Source organism: Pseudomonas sp. A-RE-19 (genome assembly GCF_019956555.1).
In the GTDB taxonomy this organism is placed as follows: Bacteria; Pseudomonadota; Gammaproteobacteria; order Pseudomonadales; family Pseudomonadaceae; genus Aquipseudomonas.
Genome location: NZ_JAHBDQ010000003.1, coordinates 70,872 through 95,941 on the forward strand (window position 1 = coordinate 70,872; position 25,070 = coordinate 95,941).

The 25,070-nt window shown below is 60.3% G+C and carries 21 protein-coding genes; 4 read left to right on the forward strand and 17 right to left on the reverse strand.

The window, feature by feature from the left end:
* The first annotated feature begins 116 nt into the window (after nucleotides 1-116).
* Complete coding sequence (locus tag KGB14_RS02365) at nucleotides 117-1,130, forward strand: AI-2E family transporter (protein ID WP_223483927.1); 1,014 nt, start codon at nucleotides 117-119, stop codon at nucleotides 1,128-1,130.
* Nucleotides 1,131-1,252: 122 nt separating this feature from the next.
* Here KGB14_RS02365 and KGB14_RS02370 read toward each other — a convergent pair whose 3' ends face one another.
* Nucleotides 1,253-2,527, reverse strand: coding sequence for an Hsp70 family protein (locus KGB14_RS02370; protein WP_223483928.1), 1,275 nt, complete (start codon nucleotides 2,525-2,527; stop codon nucleotides 1,253-1,255).
* Nucleotides 2,528-2,823: 296 nt separating this feature from the next.
* Here KGB14_RS02370 and KGB14_RS02375 point away from each other — a divergent pair, with 296 nt between their 5' ends.
* Together KGB14_RS02375 and KGB14_RS02380 are read left to right on the forward strand one after the other, a co-directional pair.
* Nucleotides 2,824-3,771: a DnaJ C-terminal domain-containing protein gene (locus KGB14_RS02375; RefSeq protein ID WP_223483929.1), complete on the forward strand. Its 948-nt coding sequence runs from the start codon at nucleotides 2,824-2,826 to the stop codon at nucleotides 3,769-3,771.
* A 24-nt stretch (nucleotides 3,772-3,795) separates the two neighbouring features.
* Nucleotides 3,796-4,101, forward strand: a complete 306-nt coding sequence (locus KGB14_RS02380) for a chaperone modulator CbpM (protein ID WP_223483930.1) — start codon at nucleotides 3,796-3,798, stop codon at nucleotides 4,099-4,101.
* A 135-nt stretch (nucleotides 4,102-4,236) separates the two neighbouring features.
* Here KGB14_RS02380 and KGB14_RS02385 read toward each other — a convergent pair whose 3' ends face one another.
* The gene (locus KGB14_RS02385; protein WP_223483931.1) at nucleotides 4,237-5,364 is read right to left on the reverse strand and encodes a sensor histidine kinase; all 1,128 of its coding nucleotides are present in this window, start codon (nucleotides 5,362-5,364) and stop codon (nucleotides 4,237-4,239) included.
* Nucleotides 5,365-5,613: 249 nt separating this feature from the next.
* Here KGB14_RS02385 and KGB14_RS02390 point away from each other — a divergent pair, with 249 nt between their 5' ends.
* Entirely contained in the window at nucleotides 5,614-10,698 is a 5,085-nt protein-coding gene (locus tag KGB14_RS02390) for an NEL-type E3 ubiquitin ligase domain-containing protein (RefSeq protein ID WP_223483932.1), read from the forward strand.
* 54 nt (nucleotides 10,699-10,752) lie between these two features.
* Here the strand turns inward: KGB14_RS02390 and ureC are convergent, their stop codons facing one another.
* The 15 genes from ureC to KGB14_RS02465 form a co-directional block, all read right to left on the reverse strand.
* Nucleotides 10,753-12,453 carry an urease subunit alpha gene (ureC, locus tag KGB14_RS02395; RefSeq protein ID WP_223483933.1) on the reverse strand — a complete coding sequence of 567 codons (1,701 nt, stop codon included), beginning with the start codon at nucleotides 12,451-12,453 and terminating at the stop codon, nucleotides 10,753-10,755.
* Nucleotides 12,454-12,592: 139 nt separating this feature from the next.
* Nucleotides 12,593-12,898: an urease subunit beta gene (locus KGB14_RS02400; protein WP_030128285.1), complete on the reverse strand. Its 306-nt coding sequence runs from the start codon at nucleotides 12,896-12,898 to the stop codon at nucleotides 12,593-12,595.
* Nucleotides 12,898-13,431: a GNAT family N-acetyltransferase gene (locus tag KGB14_RS02405; RefSeq protein WP_223483934.1), complete on the reverse strand. Its 534-nt coding sequence runs from the start codon at nucleotides 13,429-13,431 to the stop codon at nucleotides 12,898-12,900. Before KGB14_RS02405 ends, KGB14_RS02400 begins: the two co-directional genes overlap by 1 nt.
* Nucleotides 13,432-13,437: 6 nt before the next feature.
* Entirely contained in the window at nucleotides 13,438-13,971 is a 534-nt protein-coding gene (locus KGB14_RS02410; protein WP_223483935.1) for a GNAT family N-acetyltransferase, read from the reverse strand.
* A 9-nt stretch (nucleotides 13,972-13,980) separates the two neighbouring features.
* A complete protein-coding gene (gene ureA, locus KGB14_RS02415) occupies nucleotides 13,981-14,283 on the reverse strand; it encodes an urease subunit gamma (RefSeq protein ID WP_007937143.1) in 303 nt (100 codons plus the stop codon).
* Nucleotides 14,284-14,440: 157 nt separating this feature from the next.
* The gene (locus tag KGB14_RS02420; RefSeq protein WP_223483936.1) at nucleotides 14,441-15,280 is read right to left on the reverse strand and encodes an urease accessory protein UreD; all 840 of its coding nucleotides are present in this window, start codon (nucleotides 15,278-15,280) and stop codon (nucleotides 14,441-14,443) included.
* A gap of 30 nt (nucleotides 15,281-15,310) precedes the next feature.
* The gene (urtE, locus tag KGB14_RS02425) at nucleotides 15,311-16,009 is read right to left on the reverse strand and encodes an urea ABC transporter ATP-binding subunit UrtE (protein ID WP_123721453.1); all 699 of its coding nucleotides are present in this window, start codon (nucleotides 16,007-16,009) and stop codon (nucleotides 15,311-15,313) included.
* Between the two features lie 132 nt (nucleotides 16,010-16,141).
* Nucleotides 16,142-17,011, reverse strand: coding sequence for an urea ABC transporter ATP-binding protein UrtD (gene urtD, locus KGB14_RS02430; protein WP_411740768.1), 870 nt, complete (start codon nucleotides 17,009-17,011; stop codon nucleotides 16,142-16,144).
* The gene (urtC, locus tag KGB14_RS02435) at nucleotides 17,008-18,087 is read right to left on the reverse strand and encodes an urea ABC transporter permease subunit UrtC (RefSeq protein ID WP_223483937.1); all 1,080 of its coding nucleotides are present in this window, start codon (nucleotides 18,085-18,087) and stop codon (nucleotides 17,008-17,010) included. The genes urtD and urtC overlap by 4 nt, the downstream gene beginning before the upstream one ends.
* Entirely contained in the window at nucleotides 18,087-19,589 is a 1,503-nt protein-coding gene (gene urtB / locus KGB14_RS02440; RefSeq protein WP_223483938.1) for an urea ABC transporter permease subunit UrtB, read from the reverse strand. Before urtB ends, urtC begins: the two co-directional genes overlap by 1 nt.
* 158 nt (nucleotides 19,590-19,747) lie before the next feature.
* Nucleotides 19,748-21,013, reverse strand: coding sequence for an urea ABC transporter substrate-binding protein (gene urtA / locus KGB14_RS02445; RefSeq protein ID WP_223483939.1), 1,266 nt, complete (start codon nucleotides 21,011-21,013; stop codon nucleotides 19,748-19,750).
* A gap of 392 nt (nucleotides 21,014-21,405) precedes the next feature.
* Complete coding sequence (locus tag KGB14_RS02450) at nucleotides 21,406-21,777, reverse strand: DUF6124 family protein (protein WP_223483940.1); 372 nt, start codon at nucleotides 21,775-21,777, stop codon at nucleotides 21,406-21,408.
* 524 nt (nucleotides 21,778-22,301) lie between these two features.
* Nucleotides 22,302-23,312, reverse strand: a complete 1,011-nt coding sequence (locus tag KGB14_RS02455) for a FecCD family ABC transporter permease (protein ID WP_223483941.1) — start codon at nucleotides 23,310-23,312, stop codon at nucleotides 22,302-22,304.
* Nucleotides 23,309-24,256, reverse strand: a complete 948-nt coding sequence (locus KGB14_RS02460) for an ABC transporter substrate-binding protein (RefSeq protein WP_223483942.1) — start codon at nucleotides 24,254-24,256, stop codon at nucleotides 23,309-23,311. The genes KGB14_RS02455 and KGB14_RS02460 overlap by 4 nt, the downstream gene beginning before the upstream one ends.
* Nucleotides 24,253-25,041: an ABC transporter ATP-binding protein gene (locus tag KGB14_RS02465; RefSeq protein WP_223483943.1), complete on the reverse strand. Its 789-nt coding sequence runs from the start codon at nucleotides 25,039-25,041 to the stop codon at nucleotides 24,253-24,255. The genes KGB14_RS02460 and KGB14_RS02465 overlap by 4 nt, the downstream gene beginning before the upstream one ends.
* Nucleotides 25,042-25,070: the final 29 nt, after the last annotated feature.

Here is a 25,070-nt window from a genome sequence, read left to right on the forward strand (position 1 = left end):
GGAGGACCGCAGTGATACTATCGCGAGCAGGCTCGCTCCCACAGGTTGTTTGCTCGCTTCGGCGCCGGAACGCTGGCAGACTGCCAATCCTTTTACGTCGTTCGTTTTGAGGCTGTATGTCAGCGTTTTCTCAGCGTCAGGTCTTGTTGCTTATCAGCTGGGTCATCATTTTTGGTGGTTTGCTGCTGGTGCTCCCTCTGCGATTGCTGCCCAGCCTGCTGGCCGGGTTGTTGGTGTTCGAACTGGTCAACATGCTCACGCCGCAATTGCAGCGGCTGATTGAAGGCCGTCGCGCGCGCTGGCTGGCGGTGGCGTTGCTGGGAACACTGGTGGTCAGCGTGCTGGCGCTGATCTTTGCCGGGGCGATCAGTTTTCTGCTGCACGAGGCGGAAAACCCCGGCGCTTCTCTCGACAAATTCATGGTCGTGGTCGACCGCGCGCGCGGGCAGTTACCGCCGTTCATCGACGCTTATTTGCCCGCCAGTGCCGCCGAGTTCCGGGTGGCCATCGGCGAGTGGATGAGCAAGCACTTAAGCGACTTGCAGCTGGTGGGCAAGGACGCGGCGCACATGTTCGTGACTCTGCTGATCGGTATGGTGCTGGGGGCGATCATCGCCTTGCAGCGCGTGCCAGACCTGACCAAGCGCAAGCCCTTGGCCGCGGCGTTGTTCGACCGTTTGCACCTGTTGGTCCAGGCGTTTCGCAACATCGTGTTTGCCCAGATCAAGATTTCCCTGCTCAACACCTTTTTCACCGGGATTTTCCTCGCGGTGATTCTGCCGATGTTCGGGATCAAGCTGCCGCTGACCAAAACCCTGATCGTGCTGACGTTCCTGCTCGGCTTGCTGCCGGTGATTGGCAACCTGATGTCGAACACCTTGATCACCATCGTCGGCCTGTCGCTGTCGATCTGGGTGGCGGTGGCGGCGCTGGGTTATCTGATTTTCATCCACAAGCTCGAATACTTCCTCAACGCACGCATCGTCGGCGGGCAAATCAGCGCCAAGTCGTGGGAGTTGCTGCTGGCGATGCTGGTGTTCGAAGCCGCGTTCGGCCTGCCGGGGGTGGTGGCGGGGCCGATTTACTACGCGTATCTGAAGAGTGAGTTGAAGCAGGTGGGGATGGTTTGATCCGGCAGATGTATCGCCTGAACTGACCCCATCGCGAGCAGGCTCGCTCCCACAATGGACCTGTGTTCGCAGGACAAATGTGGGAGCGAGCCTGCTCGCGATGGGGGCACCTCGGTGCCGGATCAGGCCAAAGTGCCGTAGCGCTTCATCGCCTCGATCGCCAACCCGCTACCGATGCTGCCAAAGATGTTGCCTTCCACATGCTGCGCCTTCGGCAACATGGCCGAGACGCTGTTGCGCAGCGCCGGAATTCCGCTCGAACCGCCGGTGAAGAACACCGTGTCCACCTGATCGACCCGCACATTGGCGTCGTTCAGCAACTGGGTCACGCTGTTGCGCACCCGCTCCAGCAAGTTGTCGATGGCCGATTCGAACAGCGCCCGGCTCAGTTCCACGCTCAAACCCGGTTCGATACGATCCAGTGGCACATGGCGGCTGTCGGCGTGGGTCAGCTGAATCTTGGTTTCTTCCACTTCCATGGCCAGCCAATGCCCGGCGCGCTGGTCGATCAGCTTGAACAGGCGATCGATGCCGCCGGTGTCTTCGATGTCGTAACGCATGCTGCCCAGGGCCAGGGTCGACTTCTGCGAGTACACCGAGTTGATGGTGTGCCAGGTCGCCAGGTTCATGTGGTGGCTGGTGGGCATGTAGGCGCCGCTTTTCATCCGGCTGCCATAGCCGAACAGCGGCATCAGGCCTTGCAGGCTCAGCTGCTTGTCGAAATCGGTCCCGCCGATGTGCACGCCGCCGGTGGCGAGAATGTCGTCGTGGCGGTTGTCGTGGTTGCGGCGCTCAGGCGACAGGCGCACCAGCGAGAAGTCGGACGTACCACCGCCGATGTCGACGATCAGGACAAGCTCTTCCTTTTCGATGGTCGACTCGTAGTCGAACGCCGCTGCAATCGGCTCGTACTGGAAAGAGACATCCTTGAAGCCGATGGCGCGGGCCACGTCCACCAGGGTGTTTTCCGCTTCCTGGTCGGCCATTTCATCGTCATCGACGAAAAACACCGGACGGCCCAGCACCACTTCCTCGAATTCCCGACCGGCAGCGGTTTCGGCACGCTTTTTCAACTGGCCGATAAATAACCCGAGCAGGTCCTTGAACGGCATCGCCGTGCCCAGGACGCTGGTGTCGTGCTTGATCAGTTTGGAGCCCAGCAGGCTCTTGAGCGAGCGCATCAGCCGGCCTTCGTAGCCTTCCAGGTACTCGTGCAGCGCCAGCCGGCCGTACACCGGGCGGCGCTCTTCCATATTGAAGAAGACCACCGAGGGCAGGGTGATCTTGTCGTCCTCCAGCGCAATCAGCGTTTCCATGCCGGGGCGCAGCCAGCCGACGGTGGAGTTGGACGTGCCGAAGTCGATACCACAGGCACGGGCTGGAGATGCGTTTTTCATGTCTTTCAGGTTCCGGTTAAAAAACGGCCGCGCAGTGTATGTCAGTGCGGCGAAGATTCGAAGGCCGACTATCCGTTAAATCGCAGTGATTAGCGCTTGAAAGATGGTCAATCACCCCCAAACTTCCCTGCATAGGCTTGGCAGCCCTCAGGGCGACTGCAAGAACCACGCCTGCTGCCGATAAACTTCTGATGCGCTGCCCGGTCACAAAGTTGAGATTGGTCAATCCAAATGCTGCAAACAAGAGCATGCTGTGCCTGGCTGCGCGATTTCGATAATGGATGGTGATTCCCTCGATGGACTTCAAAGACTATTACAAGATTCTCGGTGTGGAGCCGACCGCGGACGACAAGGCGATCAAGGCCGCCTATCGAAAGCTGGCGCGCAAATACCACCCCGACGTCAGCAAGGAAAAGGACGCCGAGGCCAAGTTCAAGGACGCGTCGGAAGCCTATGAAGCGCTGAAAAGCGCCGACAAGCGAGCCGAATACGACGACTTGCGCAAATACGGCCAGCACGGTCAGCCTTTTCAGGGGCCGCCGGGTTGGCAGAGCCGCGGTGGTTTCGGTGGTGGTGGTCAGGACACGGGCGATTTCTCGGACTTCTTCAGTTCGATTTTCGGCAACCGTGGTCCGGGTTTCGGGGGTGGTGGACGGTCGGGCCAAAGCGCCGGACGTCGAGGGCAAGACGTGGAAATGGAATTACCGGTTTTTCTGGAAGAAACCCTCTCGACCGAATCGAAGAAGGTCAGCTTCCAGGTGCCGCATTACAACGCCGCCGGCCAGCATGTCAGCAACACCAGCAAAAGCCTGAACGTGAAGATCCCCGCCGGCGTGACCGACGGCGAGCGCATCCGGCTCAAGGGCCAGGGCGCTCCGGGCATCGGTGGCGGGGCCAATGGCGACCTGTACCTGACCATTCGTTTTGCGCCGCACCCCAAATTCGACGTCGAAGGCGAGAACCTGATCATCACCTTGCCGCTGGCACCGTGGGAGCTGGCGCTGGGGACCGAAGTCGCGGTGCCGACCCTGACCGGCAAGATCAACCTCAAGGTTCCGGCCGGTAGCCAGAATGGCCAGCGCATGCGCGCCAAGGGCCATGGCCTGCTGCACAAGGCCGGTCACCGTGGCTACCTGTTCGTGCAGCTCAAGGCAGTGATGCCGAAAAAACTCGACCATGACGTCAAAGAGTTGTGGGAAGAGCTGGCGAAAAAAGCCGCTTTCGATCCACGAGAGAATTTTTGATTCCGAGATAAGGAGTAGCCAATCATGAGCGACCCTGTGATCGTTCTATTGGACCTGGCAGAATTTTGCGAGGCGACCGAACTGTCGGACGTGCACGTGATCGAGATCGTCGAACACGGCATCCTCGAACCTCAGGGGACAGAGCCCAGGAATTGGCGTTTCACCGACTATGAACTGGTGTTGGCCAAGCGCGCCATCAAGCTGCAGCGCGACCTGGAGCTGGAATGGGAAAGCGTCGCCCTGGCGCTGGACCTGCTCGAAGAGGTGCAGCAACTGCGGGCCGAAAACCGCATGCTCAAGCAGCGGTTGGGGCGGTTGGTGATCGAATAATCGTTCTGCTGTTTTTGTGTTGCGCCTGAGGGCGCTTTCGCGAGCAAGCCCGCTCCCACATTTGATCTGTGTACGCCGCAAATCCACTGTGGGAGCGAGCCTGCTCGCGATGAACGATAACGCGGTCTCCCGCTGTCAGACCGTTCTCGGCAACACCACGGTAAACAACGTGCCATCGGTCTCATTGGAACTGACTTCGATCGTCCCTTGATGGGCCTTGACCACTTCCTTGACGATGAACAGCCCCAGGCCGAGGCTGGTGCTCGGCCCGCCGAGCTCTTCGTCGGCACTGCGTACCAGCGGATCGAAGATCGTGCCGATCGCCTCGGGTGGAATCGGCGCACCGTCGTTGTGCACGGTAAGCCGAACACTGTCCGCATCGCCCCTGAGGGTCAGTTTGACCTCGCTGTTGTTCGAGCCGTGTTGCAAGGCATTGCCGATCAGGTTTTGCAGCATCTGATCGAGCCTGCGGCCATCCCACACACCTTGGGTATCGCCTTCGACAATCAACGTCGGATCGCATTGCGGATGAGCGGCGCAAGCCTGCGCAATCGCTTCACGCGTTGTATCGGCCAGATCCATGGGCGCCGGTTCGATCGGCAGGCTCTTGCCCAGGCGACTGCGGACCAGCTCCAGCAAATCGCCGACCATCACCGCCATGTGGCGAGTGCCGCGCTTGATGTGGAGTGCACAGGTCAATGCGTCACCCTCAAGGTTAGTTTTGCGCATCAGTATTTCGGTGGACATGCTCACCGCTTGCAGCGGCGCTCGCAGGTCGTGACCGAGGATCGCGAGAAAGATGTCCCGCGAGCGATTGACCTGTTCGGCATAGGCCGCCGTGGATTCGGCCAGCGCTTCGTCGATGGCTTCGTTGAAACGGATCATTTCCTGCAGCTGGGCCAGATCCGGCGTTGTCAGGCTGTTGGCCCACAGGCGAATCACACAGGCACGCAAGTGGCGGAACTCAGCCGTCATCTGCACCAGATCGAAGCCGTTACTGTGGCGCAGTTCGCCATGGCTGGCGCTGGCCTGATCCAGCGCGGGGTTTTTGTCCGGGCCATCGCCCTTGGCCTTGGCCGCCTGCTCGTGGCCGGTCTGGGGCAGTGTCATGTCGCGGGCGGCGGCCAGGAGAATTGCCCGGGCATGGTCGCGCAGCAGCGTTCTATCCATGGCCACCGATTCCGGAGCGATGGTTCGGGCGAAGGCCTCCCACTCGTCGACCACGTGGTCAACGTTTGCCACGATAAACTCCGAAAGACCCATTACCGGTTTTTCCTGCGCGATGAATGCAAAACAGCGTTAGGCATAGTAGCTCCTTTAGGATGGAACACCACTTCGATGGCGCAAGCAGATTCTGGATTGTGTGGTGCGGTAGATAGTTATTTTCAGCTTCTGGATTTCAATTGCGTGGAGTCTTTTTTGCGTGGCGAATCAACAACTTTTTGCGCTTTTGTTCACTGGGCCAGCGCATGACCATAGGGTTCCAACCATTGGTCTGAAGGTGTTCAAGACATGCCTGAATTGCAAGGAAGCAATCCAAACGCATCAAGTCCGGCGAAGCAGGACGACAAAGGCGTCCACTACCCGCGAATAAAACCGTTGATCCCCAAGGCGATCACCGAGGCACCACGGGCCAGACTCCTGTCTGCGCTGGAGGTGCAGCCAGCGTTCCCCGATTGGTATCTGAAGGCCTGGCCGGAGGATCGTGACTATCTGAAGGCGCTCAGCGACAAGCGTTGGCGCCTGCAAGGAGAGCTCGACGAATTGCTCGGTGATTTGCAGCACGACATCAAGGCGTTTGCCGAACCGTTGCTCAAAACCCTCCTGTACTCCAATTTCAACGAACATGGCGATCCGAACGAACTGCAGTTGCGCCTGTATGTGCCAAGCAATATCCTGGGTGTGATCGATACCCAGGCCAGTACCATCCGTCACTCCACATTGCTCGAAGCGGCGCTGCATAACTTCGAGGAGGATGAAACCCGCGATAATGCGTTTCGCAGCGGATCCGCCGTGTTGCGCAAGGACGTTCGTGGCAACCTGCACGAGATCAAAGTCATCACCCCGCAAAAAATGGCTGCGCTGTGCCGTCGGCTCGACATCGGCAAGCAGTATCAGACCCACATCAAGTCAGTGCTCACCCCCGTAGACGCCAATGCCCGCCGCTTGCTCAAGGAGCGTTCGATCGCCAGTGACAAGGCGGCGCTCAAACTGGCATCGATGACGGCGTACCTCAAGAGCGATATCGGTCTGTACGGTTTTGAAAAGCTTGGCGAGGTGATCGACGGCAAGACCGATATCCAATGGTACGGCCACCCGATGCAAAGTCATCACTTGTCCCTGATGGGCTGTCGGATGACTGGCATTGTGTTGTTCAGCGCCGTGGCCGAACCAACAGCAATAAAGAATTCCATCGATGGCCTGCCCCCCGATGCGCTCAAGCAGTGGCTTGATTTCTCCGTAGGGGTAACGTCCTCGGTCCCTCGCGGCTTTGAGACCCTTCGCTTGCTCAAGGCCTTTTTCGCCAACGGCCCGAAAGGTGTGGCCGAAGAGATGCTGCGCAAGGACGAAATCTATACCCAGAATCGACTGGTCGGAAACCTGATCGCCTATGTGCCGGATGATCCGGATCATCCGCTTAAGGAGTACGACTCGTTCACCGATTTCATGAAGGCGCTGATCGGTCAGTTGCGCGATAACGACTATCAGGCGTTTTTCAGCCGTTTTGTCGCGCAAAAAGATAAGGCGATTTTTTTCAATCGGGTCAACGAACGACTCAAGACCATCACCTGGCAGCAGCGCGAACCGCTCGACATGGGCCCTTGGTGGCGTGAAACGCCGGTCGAGAATCCGGATGCGGAGCCCATCACTCATCTGATCAGTGACGATCTGTGGGATCGCCTGTTTTGTGAGCGGCGGGACAAAGCCATTGCCGATGCCCGATTGATCGCGGTGCCGACCAATGACGAAGATGCCAACGCACGCTGGAAACGACTGAGCGGCTACTTGAACATTGCCTGGAACGTCTTCAGCTTTGGCGCGATGCTGGTACCGGGGCTGGCGCCGGCCATGCTGGGCCTGATGGCCGCGCAAATGCTGACGGAGCTGGTCGAGGGCATTGAGGACTGGAGCAAGGGTGACGTCGAAGAAGGCGCAGCGCATATCAACAGTGTGCTGATCAACGGTGCGCAGCTGGCCCTGATGTCCGTTGGCGGCGTGCTGCCAAAAGGCCCGGCACCGGTCAAACCGTCAGCACTGATCGACAGCCTTAAACCGGTTGAACTGCCTAGCGGCAAAACACGCTTGATCAAGCCCGATCCTGCGCCTTACGAGCACCGCCTGACATTGCCTGAAACTGCAGCGCCCGATCGCTTGGGCGTGATCGAACACGCGGGTCGCAAGGTGCTGCCGCTTGAAGGCAAACATTACGTCATCGAGGAGGATCCGCTCACCGGACAGCCTCGTCTGCAACATCCGCTGCGCCCGGACGCCTATCCATTGAGCATCGAACACAACGGTGCCGGTGCCTGGCACACAGAGTTCGAAACACCCATGGAATGGGACAATGGCAAGCTATTGCGGCGCCTTGGCCCGGCAGCGGACGGACTCAGCGACGAGATGCTGGAGCAAGCCCGCCTTGTCAGCGGTGTCGAAGAAGGCGTGCTGCGTCGCATGCATGTGGAAAATGAGACGCCGGCGCCCTTGCTCATCGATACGTTGAAACGCTTCAAGGCCTACGCTGACGCCGACAGGCTGAGCGCGCAAATCCTCGCCGGCCAGGTGCCGCAGGAACTGTTGGAAAGGGTGCCGGGATTCGTCACCGAACTGGATGGCTGGCCGTCATCAAGAGCTCTGATGCTGGAAGCCGATGTGCCCTCGGGCAAACCGTCGCAGCGCTTCGGTGATGCCTGGGCCGAGGCTGAAAACACCTTCAGTCTGACCCGGGCCGATGTGCGCGAAGGCAGGCTGCCGGCACGGATCGTGGATTCTCTCAGTGAAACGCAACTACAGGACTTCTTGGGCGGCGAAATACCCAAAGAGCGGTCGGCTCGTATCAGCGAACTGCAAAGGCGTATTGCCAGGCAGGCAGAGGTCAGGAAAAAGTCGGTATTCGACACGCTGTACCAGGCACGAGAAGCCACCGCCGATGCGCGGATAAACCTGCTGCAGCGCGATTTTCCAACCCTCTCGAACGCTGCCGCAAAAACACTCCTGGACGATGCCAGTGAGGCAGAGTTGTTGAAACTGACCCGGGATAAACGCATCCCTTTGCGCTTGCGCAACCTGGCAAGGCAGTCTGAGTTCGGCGTGCGTTCGAGTCGCGCGTATGAAGGGCTCTATCTGGAGGAACTGAGCCATGCCGACACCGATCGAGTGGCATTGCATAGCCTGGAAAACTTTGCTCAATGGCCCGAGGATGTGCGAATCGAGGTTCGCGAAATTTCCTTCTCCGGCAACGTGCACGACAGCATCGGCCCGGCCGATGCCAGGATTCACAAAGTACTGGTGCTGGGCGAGGACGGTCGCTATGAGGCTTTTGACGATGAGGGCCGTCACTTGCACGGCGCGGATGATTTGTACGCAGCAATACTGCACGCCTTGCCGGATGCCGAGCGTAAAACCCTGGGGTACGAGATCAATCAAGGCGCGCAACTTCGCCAAGCGGTAAAAACATCACCGTTGCCCCACGACAAGTTCTCGGTAACCCTGCTGGAAAACCCCATACGCAAACCCGCTTACGATCCGCAAGTCATGCGTCTGCGCGGTGGTATGCACAGTTATCGACGGCCGTCGCTGAATGCCGATCTCCAGCGCATTCGCACACGGTCGCTCTATCCAGGATTGAATGATGTTCAGGTGCAGGCATTGTTGAGTGGCTTCGGTGAGGCGGCGGAGCAGCGCTTGTCTGCGCTGGAATCGGAGTTCAACCGCTTCAATGATGCGATGCGCCGATGGGTCAACCAGCGTACCGATGCGTGGGGTTTTACGCCTGAGGGGATCGCGCAGTGGAATTCCAGAAATGAGATCTACACAAAGCTCAGGCAATGCTGGCAGCGAACCGGACCGGCGGGGATAGAAGCTCCGGGTATTCTGGCGCCGCAGTCGCTGAACCTGGATGGTTTTCCTCTGGACAGGTATCTGGCGACGATGCCTGAGCTGACCGTCAGCTTTGATCATGTCACTGATCTGAGCTTGAACAATGCAAAACTGCGAGATGATCAAGTCGGGTTCCTGCGAGCCTTCCCGAATGTGCGTCGTTTGAATATGCCGCTGAATCGCTTGACCTCGTTTCCCCAGGAAATCGGCAATATGCGATCGATGACCCATCTGGAGCTCAACAACAACCAGATCACCTTGACCGCTGACGGGATTGCTCGTCTGCGAGGGCTGACTCACCTGCGCCGGATGCGCTTGAACAACAATCCGCTGCAGTTGCCGCCTGACATCAGTCGCATGCCCCATTTGCAAGTGATCACCCTCGACCATGCCCAACTGAACACCTGGCCTACGGGGTATCTCGGCCGGGTCCGGATACGCGATATTTATCTGAACCTGGAGTTCAACGTGCTCACCCGGATACCGGAAGTGGCACCCGGTTCCTTCCGCGCGGAATTATTGGCTCGCACGTTCATTACTCGAACCGAAGGCTGGATTTCCGCCGAGAACCTTGAACGGTTTCGCCTGTACATTGAATCCCTCGGGCTCGACCCAGATAGGCCTTATCCCCCACGGGGTGTGCTGGACAGCTCCGAATGGGATGCGGGACTGACCATTGAGCAGTGGGGGGGCAAGCATGAAATCTGGAACATGGTGGAGGACGAGCACGGCTCGGTGCCGTTTTTCAATGAGATCAGAAGGTTGACCCAGTCCTACGATTTCAAGGCCGACGATAAGAGTTATCGAATCGAGCTGACCGCCAAGGTGTGGCGCATGCTGGAGGCCATGGCCGAAAATACGGAACTGCGCGAAAAAATCTTTGCCGAGGCAACCAGTACAACCAACTGTGTCGATGGCGGTACTCAGTTGTTCAACGCCATGGGTGTAGAAGTGTTGGCGCACGAAGCCCGTGCGCTGGCAAACCCGGGGTTGGTGGAGGCCGAGTTACTGCAATTGGCGCGGGGCAAGTCACGTCTGGATGAGTTGGGCAGGATTGCCCGCGAACGAGTCGCCGAACGATTGCGTGCCGGGGAGACGTTCTATCGCCGTGGCGTCGAGGGTGGAACTATCGACGAAGTCGAGGTGCATCTGGCCTACATGACGGATCTGGCCGAACGCCTCGATCTTCCGTGGCAAGCGCGAGGCATGCAGTTTCGCAACATCTCCGGTGTGAGCAAGGACATGATCGAAGCTGCCCGCCAACGGGTGCTGGCTCTGGAAGAAGGAGACTTGTTGACTGAGCGGATACTTGAGCAACCGATCTGGCAAACCTTTATGGATGCGACCTATCGTCATGACTTCGACGCGCTCCAGCTGCGTCTTGAAGGTGCTGAGGATGAGGAGGTATTCAAGGCCATCAAGGAGCTCGAGAAGACCTTGACCCAGCAGGCTCTGAACCGGGCCAGACTGGATAAGGTAAACACGACGATCGGCAGCTGACCATCACGTTTGTATCCAGCCCCGGACGCCTGGCGCCCGGGGCTTTCTTATGGATCAGAAGAGGAAATATCGCTGCGCCATTGGCAGGCTGTCCGCCGGCTCACACCACAACAACACACCGTCGGCCTTGACCTGATAGGTCTGCGGATCGACATCGATATGGGGCAGGTAATCGTTGTGGATCAAATCGGTTTTCTGCACTTCGCGGCAGCCTTTGACCACGGCGATTTTCTTCTTCAGGCCCAGGGTTTCGGGCAACCCGGCCTCCTGCGCCGCCTGGCTGATAAAGGTCAGGCTGGTGGCGTGCAACGAGCCGCCGTAACTGGCGAACATCGGGCGGTAATGCACCGGTTGCGGCGTCGGGATCGACGCATTGGCGTCGCCCATCAGGCTGGCCGCAATGGCACCGCCCTTGAGGATCAGCGTCGGTTTGACCCCGAAGAACGCCGGGCGCCAGAGCACCAGATCGGCCCATTTACCCACTTCCACCGAGCCCACTTCATGGCTGATGCCGTGGGTGATCGCCGGGTTGATGGTGTACTTGGCGATGTAGCGTTTGGCGCGGAAGTTGTCGTTGCCTTCGCCGTCCTGTGGCAGCGGGCCGCGCTGCTTTTTCATTTTGTCGGCGGTCTGCCAGGTGCGCGTGATGACTTCACCGACGCGGCCCATGGCTTGGCTGTCGGAGCTGATCATCGAGAAGGCGCCGAGGTCGTGGAGGATGTCTTCGGCGGCGATGGTTTCACGGCGAATACGGCTTTCGGCGAAGGCCACGTCTTCGGCAATGCTCGGGTCCAGGTGGTGGCAGACCATCAGCATGTCGAGGTGTTCATCAATGGTATTGCGGGTGAACGGCCGGGTCGGGTTGGTCGAACTCGGCAACACGTTGGCGAAGCCGCAGGCCTTGATGATGTCCGGGGCATGACCGCCGCCGGCGCCTTCGGTGTGGTAGGTGTGGATGGTGCGGCCTTTGAAGGCGGCGAGGGTGGTCTCGACGAAGCCCGACTCGTTGAGGGTGTCGGTATGAATCGCCACCTGCACGTCGTACTGATCGGCCACGTTCAGGCAGTTGTCGATGCTTGCCGGGGTGGTGCCCCAGTCTTCGTGCAGCTTGAGGCCGATGGCGCCGGCCTTGACCTGTTCGATCAACGGCTCCGGCAGGCTGGCGTTGCCCTTGCCGGTGAAGCCGATGTTCATCGGGAACGCATCGGCGGCCTGGAGCATGCGCGCCAGGTGCCATGGCCCGGAGGTACACGTAGTGGCGTTGGTGCCGGTGGCCGGCCCGGTGCCGCCGCCGATCATGGTGGTGACGCCACTCATCAGCGCCTCTTCGATCTGCTGCGGGCAGATGAAGTGGATGTGCGTGTCGATGCCGCCGGCGGTGAGGATCATGCCTTCACCGGCGATCACTTCGGTGCTGGCGCCGACGGCGATGGTGACGTTGGGCTGGATGTCCGGGTTGCCGGCCTTGCCGATGGCCGCGATGCGCCCGTCCTTGAGGCCGACGTCGGCCTTGACGATGCCCCAGTGGTCGATGATCAGCGCGTTGGTGATCAGGGTATCGACCACTTCAGCGGCCAGTAATTGGCTCTGGCCCTGGCCGTCGCGAATGACTTTGCCGCCGCCGAATTTCACTTCTTCGCCGTAGGTGGTGAAGTCCTGTTCCACTTCGATCCACAGCTCGGTGTCGGCCAGGCGAACCTTGTCGCCGACGGTGGGGCCGAACATGTCGGCGTAGGCTTGACGGGAAATCTTCATGTGTTCGCCTTGGAATTCAATTGATTTTGAGATCGCTCGCATTACTCGCTATCGCGAGCAGGCTCGCTCCCACATTTGATCGCGGTCTCATGTGGGAGCGAGCCTGCTCGCGATGGGGCCAGTGCAGACGCCGCATTAGTCAGAGATCACCCATGATCCTGCCGGCAAACCCGAACACCCGGCGATGTCCGGCCAGGTCCACCAGCTCGACCTCGCGGCTCTGTCCCGGTTCGAAGCGCACGGCGGTGCCGGCGGGGATGTTCAGGCGCATGCCGCGGCTCGCGGCGCGGTCGAAGGTCAGGGCGTCGTTGGTTTCGAAGAAGTGATAATGCGAGCCGACCTGGATCGGCCGGTCGCCGCTGTTGGCCACCTTCAGGCTGAGGGTGCGGCGGCCGACGTTGAGTTCGATGTCGCCGGGCTGGATCTGGTATTCACCGGGAATCATCAATGGGCTCCTTGGAGAATCTTGTAGTAAAGGGCTGTCGGTTTGTACTGGCCGTTCGGGTCGCAGGCGTAGTCGGGGATTTCGCCGGCGCGGGTGTAGCCCATCGCCTTGTAGAAGTCTTCGGCGGGGGAGCCGGCCTCGGTGTCGAGGTAGAGCATGCCGCGCTTGTGCTGGCGGGCGGCGAGCTCAACGGCATGCATCATCTGTTGGCCCAGGCCGCGACGACGGGCGTGTTCACGCACCAGCAGTTTCTGCACTTCGGCGCGATTCAGCCCATTGGCTTTCTGGCACAACGTCAGTTGCACGCTGGCCTGCACCTGTTCGTCCTTGACCACCACCCAGAGCAGCACGTTGCCTTTGTTCAGGTTCTCCTGGACTTCATCGAAATAGGCTCGGGCCTGGGTGGCGTCCAGATCCGCCATGAACCCGACGCTGGCGCCATAGCCGACGGCGTCGAGCAGCAAATCAATCAAACCCTGACGATAGTGCGCAAAGCTTTCAACATTGACGCGGCGCAGTTGGGCGGCGTTCATGGGGCATTACTCCTTGTGGGCCCCGGGCGGCATTGCCCCCGGGTCGAGGGTCAGTTGCATGAAGGTCAGGTCCAGCCAGCGGCCGAACTTGGTACCCACCTGCGGCATTTGGCCGGTGACGACGAAACCGGCCCGGTCGTGCAGCCGAATCGAGGCGCCGTTGCCGCTCTCGATGGCGGCGACCATCACGTGTTTGTTGCAGCCTTTGGCGCGTTCGATCAGTGCGTCCATCAGTTGCGGCCCGAGGCCATTGCCACGTTGGTCGTTGCGCACGTACACCGAGTGCTCGACCGTGTGGCGGAACCCGTCGAACGGCCGCCAGTCACCAAATGAAGCGTAGCCGAGTACGCTGTCGTCGCGGTCGACGATCACCAGGACCGGATAGCCCTGGGCTTGCCGGGCGCTGAACCAGGCCTGGCGGTTGCCCAGGTCCACGGCCTGCTCGTTCCAGATCGCCGTGGTGTTGAGTACGGCGTCGTTGTAGATGTTGCGGATCGCTGGCAGGTCGGCGAGCAGCGCATCGCGGATGTGGTATGTCATGGCGCGGCCTCAGGCGATCGGTTGGTGAACGGTGACCAGTTTGGTGCCGTCGGGAAACGTCGCTTCGACCTGGATCTCCGGGATCATTTCCGGGATGCCTTCCATCACTTGTTCGCGGCTGAGCAGGGTGGTGCCGTAATGCATCAGCTCGGCCACGGTCTGGCCGTCCCGCGCGCCTTCGAGCAGCGCCGCGGAAATATAGGCCATGGCCTCCGGGTAATTGAGCTTCACGCCGCGCGCCAAACGCCGCTCGGCCACGAGGCCGGCGGTGAAGATCAGCAGCTTGTCTTTTTCGCGTGGGGTCAGGTCCATCGTTGCAATCCATCCGGGCAGATAAAAAGGTATTCGGAGTTGTGAACGCGTTACTTGTGGGAGCGAGCCTGCTCGCGATTAGGTCATCACATCCAGTGAAGATGTTGACTGTACGATTGCTATCGCGAGCAGGCTCGCTCCCACATTGAAAAGCATTTCAGGTGCTCCATATTCGCGGCGGGACGGCTTCTCGGCCAAGCAATGCTGGCCTGAGCAACCGCCACAAATCAATCAGCCAACCCCGTGCCAACAGCGCCTCACTGGCCAGGCATCGGGCAACCAGAAGCCCCGGCAACTGCGTCAGATCTCCGCGCACGTTGTTGGGCAGCGAGCGGCACTTTTCCAGCAATTCGCTATCGATTTCACCCGTCACCAGCAACGTCGCAAACACCGGTTGGCCATCCAGCCCGATCGGCGAATCCAGCAAACCATCACTCCCGACAATGCGCTGGCGTTCGTGCCAGAGCAACTGGCCGTCGCGGCGGATATCCAGGTGCGCCTGAAAATGCCCGAGGTCGAAACGCTCGCCACTGGCCGGGCGACCCAGCGCCACCACGTCCCAGTAGAACAGCCGCGCATCGCCTTCCAGATCAATGCTGGTGCTGAGTTCCGCCTGAGCGTCGCTGAAGATAATCGTCTCTTGCGGCAGCCACTCCAACGTAGCACCGGCGGCCACGCGCAGGTCGAGTTTCTGATAAGCCGGCCCTGCCGCGCGATACCACTTGGCGGCGCCGGGGCTGGTGATTTGCGCCCAGGCGTCTGTGCCGACGCTGGCCGAGATGTCCAGCCGATCACCGCCGGCGATCCCGCCCGGCGGGTGGACGATGATGTGCTGACACACCTCGGGGCCTTCGGCGTACAAATGCTTCTGCACCCGCAGCGGGCCTTTATGGCGGCGCTGCACCGGGCGTGTGCTATCGCCAAAACGGGCGTAGCCCAGTTCCAGCTCGGCGTGCCAGCTTGGGGTGAACAGCGTGATAGGGGCAGGTAAATTCATGATTTCTAATTATCGTCAGGACACTGCAGGTTAGATCGTAACCAGGCCGCGTACACCTTCGGCTTCCATATTTTCGCCGCGACCTTGCTGCACGATCTCGCCCCGGGACATCACCAGGTACTGATCGGCCAGTTCGGCGGCGAAATCGTAGAACTGCTCCACCAGCAATATCGCCATGTCGCCGCGCGCCGCAAGCTGCTTGATCACCGCGCCGATTTCCTTGATCACCGACGGCTGGATGCCTTCGGTGGGCTCGTCGAGAATCAGCAGCCGTGGACGACTGGCCAGTGCTCTGCCGATCGCCAACTGCTGTTGCTGACCACCGGACAAATCACCGCCGCGCCGTTGCTTCATTTGCAGCAGCACCGGGAACAGCTCGTAGATAAACGCCGGGACTTCCTTCGCTTCAGCGCCGGGAAACCGCGACAGGCCCATCAGCAGATTTTCTTCCACCGTCAGTCGACCAAAGATTTCCCGGCCCTGAGGTACATAAGCGATACCGGCATGCACCCGTTGGTGCGGCTTGAACGTGGTGATCGGTTTGCCCTCCCAGTTCACCGCGCCTTCTTTGGCCGGCAGCAAACCCATCAGGCATTTGAGCAGGGTGGTCTTGCCCACGCCGTTGCGCCCGAGCAGGCAGGTGACTTCGCCGACCTTCACCTCAAACGTCAGGCCCCGCAGGATGTGGCTACCGCCGTAGTACTGGTGCAGCTTGTCGACTTGCAGCATTCTCAAATTCTCCTCAATCCCTGTGGGAGCGAGCCTGCTCGCGATAGCGGTAGGTCAGGCAACAATGATGTTGTTTGATAAACCGCTATCGCGAGCAGGCTCGCTCCCACATAAGAGCAATGCTCATAGGGTCTACCGACCGAGGTAGACCTCGATCACCCGCTCATTGTCCTGCACCTGTTCCAGCGATCCTTCGGCCAGCACGCTGCCCTGGTGCAACACGGTGACGTGGTCGGCGATCGAGCCGACGAAGCCCATGTCGTGTTCCACCACCATCAGCGAATGCTTGCCCGCCAGGCGCTTGAACAGCTCGGCGGTGAATTCGGTTTCGGCGTCGGTCATGCCCGCCACCGGCTCGTCGAGCAGCAACAATTGCGGGTCCTGCATCAACAGCATGCCGATTTCCAGAAACTGCTTCTGACCGTGAGACAACAACCCCGCCGGGCGATTGACCGAGGCGGTCAGGCGAATGGTTTCCAGGACTTCAGCGATGCGATCTTTCTGCTCGCCACTCAGATGAGCCCGCAGGCTGGCCCATACCGACTTGTCAGTCTTCTGCGCCAACTCCAGGTTTTCGAACACGCTCAAGGCTTCGAACACCGTTGGCTTCTGGAACTTGCGACCAATGCCGGCCTGCGCGATTTGCACTTCGCTCATCTGCGTCAGATCGAGGGTTTCACCAAACCAGGCCTTGCCGTGGCTGGGGCGAGTCTTGCCGGTAATCACGTCCATCAGCGTGGTCTTGCCCGCGCCGTTGGGGCCGATGATGCAGCGCAATTCACCGACACCGATGTACAGGTTCAAATCGTTCAGCGCCTTGAAACCATCGAAGCTGACGCTGATGTCTTCCAGGGTCAGGATGGTGCCGTGGCGCGTATTCAGGCCGGGGCCCACGCGTTGCCCGAGGCCAATGGCGTCGCGGCTGCTGCCGGCGTCCTTGTTGGGCTCCGGTGGGAAAAAAACCGGTTCGAGCATGAATTCGGCCGTCGCAGTTACTCTCATTGCTCACCCCTTTTCTTCAGCAGACCGATCACGCCTTTGGGCAGGTACAACGTCACGACGATAAACAGCGCGCCAAGGAAGAACAGCCAGTATTCCGGGAACGCCACGGTGAACCAGCTCTTCATGCCATTGACCACACCCGCGCCGAGCAGCGGACCGATCAGCGTCCCGCGACCACCCAGCGCCACCCACACGGCGGCTTCGATGGAGTTGGTCGGCGACATTTCACTCGGGTTGATAATCCCGACTTGCGGCACATACAACGCGCCGGCCAAGCCGCACAGCACCGCACTCAAGACCCAGACAAACAACTTGAAGCCGCGTGGGTCGTAACCGCAAAACATCAAACGGTTTTCGGCATCGCGCAACGCGGTCAGCACCCGGCCGAACTTGCTTTGCGCCAGCCGCCAACCAATAAACAGACTCGCCACCAGCAATAGCACCGTGGCGAAGAACAGCACCGCGCGAGTCCCCGGTTCCGTAATGCCAAACCCGAGGATGGTGCGGAAGTTGGTAAAGCCGTTGTTGCCGCCAAACCCGGTTTCGTTGCGGAAAAACAGCAGCATCCCGGCGAAGGTCAGGGCCTGGGTCATGATCGAGAAATACACGCCCTTGATCCGCGAACGGAAGGCGAAGAAGCCAAACACCAGCGCCAGTAATCCCGGCGCCAATACCACCAGGCACATGGCCCAGAGGAAGCTGCTGGTGCCGGTCCAGTACCATGGCAATTCGGTCCACGACAGGAACGTCATGAACGCTGGCAAGCCGTCACCCGAAGCCTGACGCATCAGGTACATGCCCATGGCATAACCGCCGAGGGCGAAGAACAGACCGTGACCCAGCGACAAGAGGCCGGCGTAACCCCAGACCAGATCCAGCGCCAGGGCGACGATGGCGTAACAAAGAATCTTGCCCACCAGTGTCAGGGTGTAGGCCGAGACGTGAAAAACACTGATAGGCGATAACAGCGACAGCAATGGCAACGCCAGCAGCAGAGCAAGGATCACCGCACCGACGGCGATCGTGACCTTGGGGCCGGCCTTTTGTGTGGCCGTGAGCATCAGAGGCTGGTTCATCAGTCGATCACCCGTCCTTTCAGTGCGAAGAGGCCTTGCGGACGTTTCTGGATGAACAGAATGATCAGCGCGAGGATCAGGATTTTGCCCAGCACCGCACCGATCTGCGGTTCGAGAATTTTGTTGGCGATCCCTAAGCCGAAGGCGGCCAGCACGCTACCTGCCAGTTGACCGACACCGCCGAGTACCACCACCAGGAATGAGTCGATGATGTAACTCTGGCCGAGGTCCGGGCCGACGTTGCCGATCTGGCTGAGCGCCACACCGCCCAGGCCAGCAATGCCGGAGCCGAGGCCGAAGGCGAGCATGTCGACGCGTCCGGTCGGCACGCCGCAGCAGGCGGCCATGTTGCGGTTCTGGGTGACGGCACGCACGTTCAGACCGAGGCGCGTCTTGTTCAGCAGCAGCCAGGTCAGCACCACCACAAACAAGGCGAACGCGATGATCACGATACGGTTGTACGGCAGCACCAGATTCGGCAGCACCTGAATCCCGCCCGACAACCACGCCGGGTTGGCCACTTCGACGTTCTGCGCGCCGAACACCAGCCGCACCAATTGAATCAGCATCAGGCTGATGCCCCACGTGGCGAGCAGGGTTTCCAACGGGCGGCCGTAGAGATGACGAATCACCGTGCGTTCCAGCGCCATGCCGATCCCGGCAGTGACGAAAAACGCCACCGGCAGGGCGATCAGCGGATAGAACTCGATGGCCTGCGGGGCGAAGCGCTGGAACATCAGCTGCACCACGTAGGTCGAGTAAGCGCCGAGCATCAGCATCTCGCCGTGGGCCATGTTGATCACGCCGAGCAGGCCGAAAGTGATCGCCAACCCGAGGGCCGCCAGCAGCAGAATCGAACCGAGGGACATGCCGCTGAAGGCCTGCCCAAGCATTTCGCCGATCAGCAATTTGCGTTTGACCTGGGCCAGGCTGGTTTCGGCGGCGGTGCGCACGCTGGCGTCGGCTTCGACGCCGGGTTCCAGCAAACCTTCGAGGCGGGTGCGGGCCAATGGGTCGCCGGTTTCACCGAGCAGACGCACAGCGGCAAGACGCACGGCCGGATCGGTATCGACCAGTTGCAGATTGGCCAGCGCCAGGCTCAGGGCGGCGTGAACGGTGTCGTCTTTTTCGCCAGCCAGTCGCTGGTCGAGGAATGCAAGCTGCGCGGGTTTGGCGCTTTTCTGCAATTGCTGCGCGGCGGCCAAGCGGATTTTGGCGTCGGCGGCGAGCAATTGGTGGCTGGCCAAAGCGGTGTCGATCAGACCGCGCAGGCGGTTATTCAGGCGCAGGGTTTTCGGCTGGCCATCGAGGGTCAACTCACCTTGTTGCAGGGCGTTGATCAGTTCGATACGAGCCGGATTGGGCTGCGCGGCCCAGGCTTCCAGCAGTTTTGCTTGTTGCACGGGATTGGCTGCGACGAAGTCTTCGGCGTCGCCGGCGTGAGTGGCCATCGGCAATAACAGTGCGATGGCGAGAATGAAGCGGTAAAGGGCGGTGGGCATATGCATGGCCTTGCACAGACTAAATGTGGGAGCGAGCCTGCTCGCGATAGCGGTCTGACATTCACCATCAATGGTCGTGGCCTCATCGCGAGCAGGCTCGCTCCCACAGGGATTTGTGTCAGCCTCGGGTTTGGTGCCCGAGGCCGACACCCAGTGGCTTAGTTGCTCTTCACCGCATAGTCCGGCTTCTTGTCGTTACCCGAAATGAACGGGCTCCACGGTTGGGCGCGGATCGGCCCTTCGGTCTGCCACACCACGTTGAACTGACCGTCGGCCTGAATCTCGCCGATCATCACCGGTTTGTGCAGGTGGTGGTTGGTCTTGTCCATGGTCAGGGTGTAACCCGACGGTGCGGCGAAGGTCTGGCCGGCCAGGGCTTCGCGGACTTTGTCGACGTCGGTGGACTTGGCTTTCTCCGCCGCTTGCGCCCACATGTGGATGCCGACGTAGGTGGCTTCCATCGGGTCGTTGGTCACCGCTTTGTCGGCGCCCGGCAGGTTGTGTTTCTTGGCGTAGGCCTTCCAGTCGGCGACGAACTTCTTGTTCTGCGGGTTCTCGACCGACTCAAAGTAGTTCCACGCCGCGAGGTTGCCCACCAGCGGTTTGGTGTCGATGCCGCGCAGTTCTTCTTCGCCCACGGAGAACGCCACGACCGGCACGTCGGTGGCTTTCAGGCCCTGGTTGGCCAGCTCTTTATAGAACGGCACGTTGGAGTCACCGTTGACGGTGGAGATGACTGCTGTCTTGCCACCGGCGGAGAATTTTTTGATGTTGGCCACGATGGTCTGGTAATCGCTGTGGCCGAACGGGGTGTAGACCTCTTCGATGTCCTTGTCCGCCACACCTTTGGAGTGCAAGAACGAGCGCAGAATCTTGTTGGTGGTGCGTGGGTAGACGTAGTCGGTGCCGAGCAGGAAGTAACGCTTGGCGCTGCCGCCTTCTTCGCTCATCAGGTATTCCACCGCCGGAATCGCCTGCTGGTTGGGCGCCGCGCCGGTGTAGAACACGTTCGGCGACATCTCTTCGCCTTCGTATTGCACCGGGTAGAACAGCAGGCCGTTGAGTTCTTCGAACACCGGCAGCACCGATTTACGCGACACCGACGTCCAGCAACCGAACACCACCGCCACCTTGTCCTGGGTCAGCAACTGCCGGCCCTTTTCGGCGAACAGCGGCCAGTTTGATGCCGGGTCAACCACCACCGGTTCGAGCATCTTGCCATTCACGCCGCCCTTGGCGTTGATTTCGTCGATGGTCATCAACGCCATGTCTTTGAGCGAGGTTTCGGAGATCGCCATGGTGCCGGACAACGAATGCAGAATACCGACCTTGATGGTCTCGGCGGCCTGGATCGTCCAGGCCATGCCCATCGCGGCAATGCTTGCCGATAGTGTGAAAGCCTTGATCAAACTGCGACGCTTCATTGTGCGATCTCCATGAACGTTAAAGTTTTTTATGGTTGGCAGATGCGGACGACTGAAGGGTCTTTAGCAAGGGCTGTGCCCGGTCGGGTACGGGCAAGGAAATGTCGTATTAGAGCGGTTGCGCAGGTTTGGCGGCGCACCATGAAGGAACGCGACTGGCGCGTTGGTGCGAAGAGGTGCGCCAGATTGGGGCGCAGGCAGTGCAGGCACCGCAGATCAAATGTGGGAGCGGGCTTGCTCGCGAAAGCGGTGGGGCAGTCACGGTGATGTTGAATGTGCCGCCGTCATCGCGAGCAGGCTCGCTCCCACAGTTGATTGGTGGCGTATACCAAGTCTGTGAACGACGATGACCCCTGTGGGAGCGAGCCTGCTCGCGATGAACGATAACGCGGTTACGCTGGATCGACGTTATCCAGCGCCCGGTTCACCGCCAATTCCGCCACCATGATGACCTGCTGAATCGCCAACGCCGTATGGCGCTGCGGGCCGATCAGATTGTTGGCGAAATCGCTGACCAGGACACTCGCTGAGGCCAACGCTTCGTAGGCGTAGGCCAGCAGGCTTTCGGTGTCGGCACCGGGGGCGACCATGAATAGGGTGCTGGGGCGGCGGGGTTTTTCGGTGTATTGCACCGGGGGATCGAGGTAGTAGTCGAGGGCGCGTTTTATGGCTTCGCGGTCTTTGAGCAGGTCGTCGTCGCGCGTTTTTTCCGCTTTGGGAGTGGTGGTGTCGATGGGTGGATCGGGAACTATCTTCTTGCTCATCGGGTGTTGTCTCTCAATTGGAGCCATCCTTTGTCGTTTCTCACGCGACGAAGGGGTGGCAGCTATGTGCGGAGTGAGAAACCGGTCAACACCCAAACCCGGCCGGACCGAAGTCCGCCCGCACACAGCCGCCATAGTGCATTGCGGGCAGCGGATAAGCCGGCGGCAATTATGGTGGTACTGATGTTGGATTAATAGTGTTAACCGGGTTCTCACACCCGATCGCTGAGTTTTCAGCGACAGCCCAAGACTAGAGGGCTCGCGTCCGACGAACAACCTGAAAAAGGCGTGGGAAAGTTCCGTGTTTTGACACATGCGTTAAACATTCAAAAACGGAACGCGGAGCGTCCCTGGCGGCATTCCCACGCGCCCACGCGGGAGCGTGGGAATGATCATCCGGGTATGCAGGGGCGCAAATCCCTGTGGGAGCGAGCCTGCTCGCGATAGCGGTTTGTCAGGCGCGGTGATGTTGGATGTGCCGCCGTCATCGCGAGCAGGCTCGCTCCCACAGGTTCGGTGGTGAGTCAGCGACGGCGCATCAGGCCGATGAAGAACAACCCGCCAATGGCGGCGGTGGCGACGCCGATGGGCAGGTCTTCCGGGGCGATCAGGGTGCGTGCGGCCACGTCGACCCAGACGAGAAACAGGCTGCCCAGCAAGACACAGACCGGCAACAACCGACGATGCTCGGCACCTACCAATCGCCGCGCAATGTGCGGCACCATCAACCCGACAAAACCAATCGAGCCGCTGACGGACACCAACACCCCAGTCATCAACGACGCAATCAAAAACACCCGCAGCCGCACGGTGCGAGCATTCAACCCGAGGGTCACAGCCGTCTGCTCACCCGCCATCAACGCATTCAACGGCCGGGCCATCCCCAGCAACAACACCAACCCGAGCAACACACTCGCCGCCGGCACCGCGAGCAATTCCCAACGCGCCAATCCGAGCCCGCCGAGCATCCAGAACATCACCGCCGAACTGGCGCGGTGATCACCGAGAAACAACAGCAGATTGGCGATCGCCATCATCACGAACGACACCGCCACGCCGCACAACAGCAGCCGATCACTGTCCAGCCGCCCATGACGATTGGCGATCATCAGCACGATCAACATGCTCAACAACGCGCCGAGAAACGCGGCAATCGGCAAGGTCAGCAACCCGACAATCTCACCAACATGCAGCACCACGATCACCGCACCGAGGGTCGCGCCGGAGGTCACGCCGAGCAAGTGCGGATCAGCCAGCGGATTGCGCGTCACCGCTTGCAGCACCGCACCAATCAACGCCAGACCGGCGCCCACCAGCGCACCGAGCAACATGCGTGGCACGCGGATCAGCCAGACGATGTGTTCCTGGCCGGCCGTCCAGTCCGCAACACCGACACCAAAAATCTTGTGCAGCACTATTCGCCACACCACCTCCACCGGCACCCGCGCCGGGCCAAAGCCCAGCGACACCACGCACGACACCAGCAACAACGCGCCGAGGGCAATCAACAACAAGGCATAGCGACGATCGATCATTCGCGGTGGAAACCCTTGGCCAGGGTTTCGACCGCCAGCACGTTGTCGATCCCCGGCGTGGCCTGCACGTACGGAATGACGATGAAGCGCTGGTTCTTTATCGCGTCCACCGATTGCAGGGCCTGGTTGTTGAGCAGGAATTGCTCTTTCTGCTCGGCGGTGACTTCGCCGTAATCGACGATCACGATCACCTGCGGATTACGCTCGACCACGTTCTCCCAATTGACCCGAGTCCAGCTCGCCTCGACGTCGTCGAGAATGTTGCGCCCGCCGGCGGCATCGATCAGCGCTTGAGGCATGCCGAGACGACCGGAAGTCATGGCCCGGTCCTCACCGCTGTCGTAGAGAAACACCCGAGGTTTGTCCGTCGGCAGATCCTTGCGCACCTCGGCCACTTGCGCCTGCATCTCAGCGATCACAGTGTTGGCGCGGTCCTGCACGTCGAAGATTTTCCCGAGGTTGCGCAGGTCGTTGTAAGTGTCTTCCAGGCTGGCGGGCGGGCGCTGCATGACGAAGGCGCAGGACTCGGTGAGTTCGTAGACGTTGATGCCCAGCGGTTGCAGGGTTTGCGGCGTGAGATCACCGCCGACGCGCATGCCGTAATCCCAACCGGCGAAAAAGAAATCGACGTTGGCGTTGAGCAGGGTTTCCACCGACGGGTACTTGGCCGCCAGCTCCGGCAAGCCGTCGAGGATGGTTTGCATCTCGGGCGTCACCGACTTCCAGCCCGTCACGCCGCTATACCCCGCCATCCTTGGTTTGAGACCGAGCGCGAGCATCATCTGGGTCATGTTGATGTCATGGCTGACCGCGTGTTTCGGCGCTGCCTTGAAGGTGACTTCGCGGTTGCAGCTCTGGACGGTCAGCGGGTAATGGGTGGCCTCGGCCAATGCTTGGGCACTGCCCAGCAACAGAGCGACGCAAAGCAGGGAACGCAAAGTCATGGTTGGGTTATCCAGGTGATTCGTGGGTAGCCGTGCAAGGGATGGTCATCGATCAGGGCGTCGACGCCGAACACGTTGTGCAGAAGTTGTGCGGTCAGGACTTCTTTGGGCGGGCCGCTGGCCACGATGCGACCGTGATTGATCACGTACAGCCGATCGCAGAAAGCCGCCGCCAGATTGAGGTCGTGAATACTTGCCAGCGTGCCGATCTGCAGACGCTTGACCAGTTGCAACAGCTCCAGCTGATAGCGTGGGTCGAGGTGATTGGTCGGCTCGTCGAGGATCAGCAATTGCGGTTGCTGGGCCAGGGCGCGGGCGAGGATCACACGCTGTTTTTCACCGCCGGAAAGGGTGGCGAAGGCGTGGTCTTCGAAGCCCTTGAGGCCGACTGATTCGAGGGCGTGGGTCGCGAGTTTTCGGTCTTCAAGGGTGTCGCCATCGAACAGGCCTTTGTGCGGCGTGCGGCCCATGGCGACCACTTCCTCGACGGTCAGGCCGAAGGCATCGGGGAATTCCTGCAACACCACGGCGATGCGTTGCGCGCACCAGCGTGAGGATTGCTTCCAGACGTTGTGATGGTCGAGTTTGACCTCACCGCTTTCCGGTTTTCTGAAACGGTAGGCGCAACGCAACAGGCTGGTCTTGCCGCTGCCATTGGGGCCGATCAACCCGACGAACTCACCGGCGGCCACGTGCAGCGATGCGTCACGCAGCTGGAACTGGTGATGGCAATGGCCGTGGCCCAGGGGTGTCCAGGCGAGGTTCGTGAGGTTCAGCGAGGTCATGCGGTTCTCTTGGGATTTTTGGTGTGGCT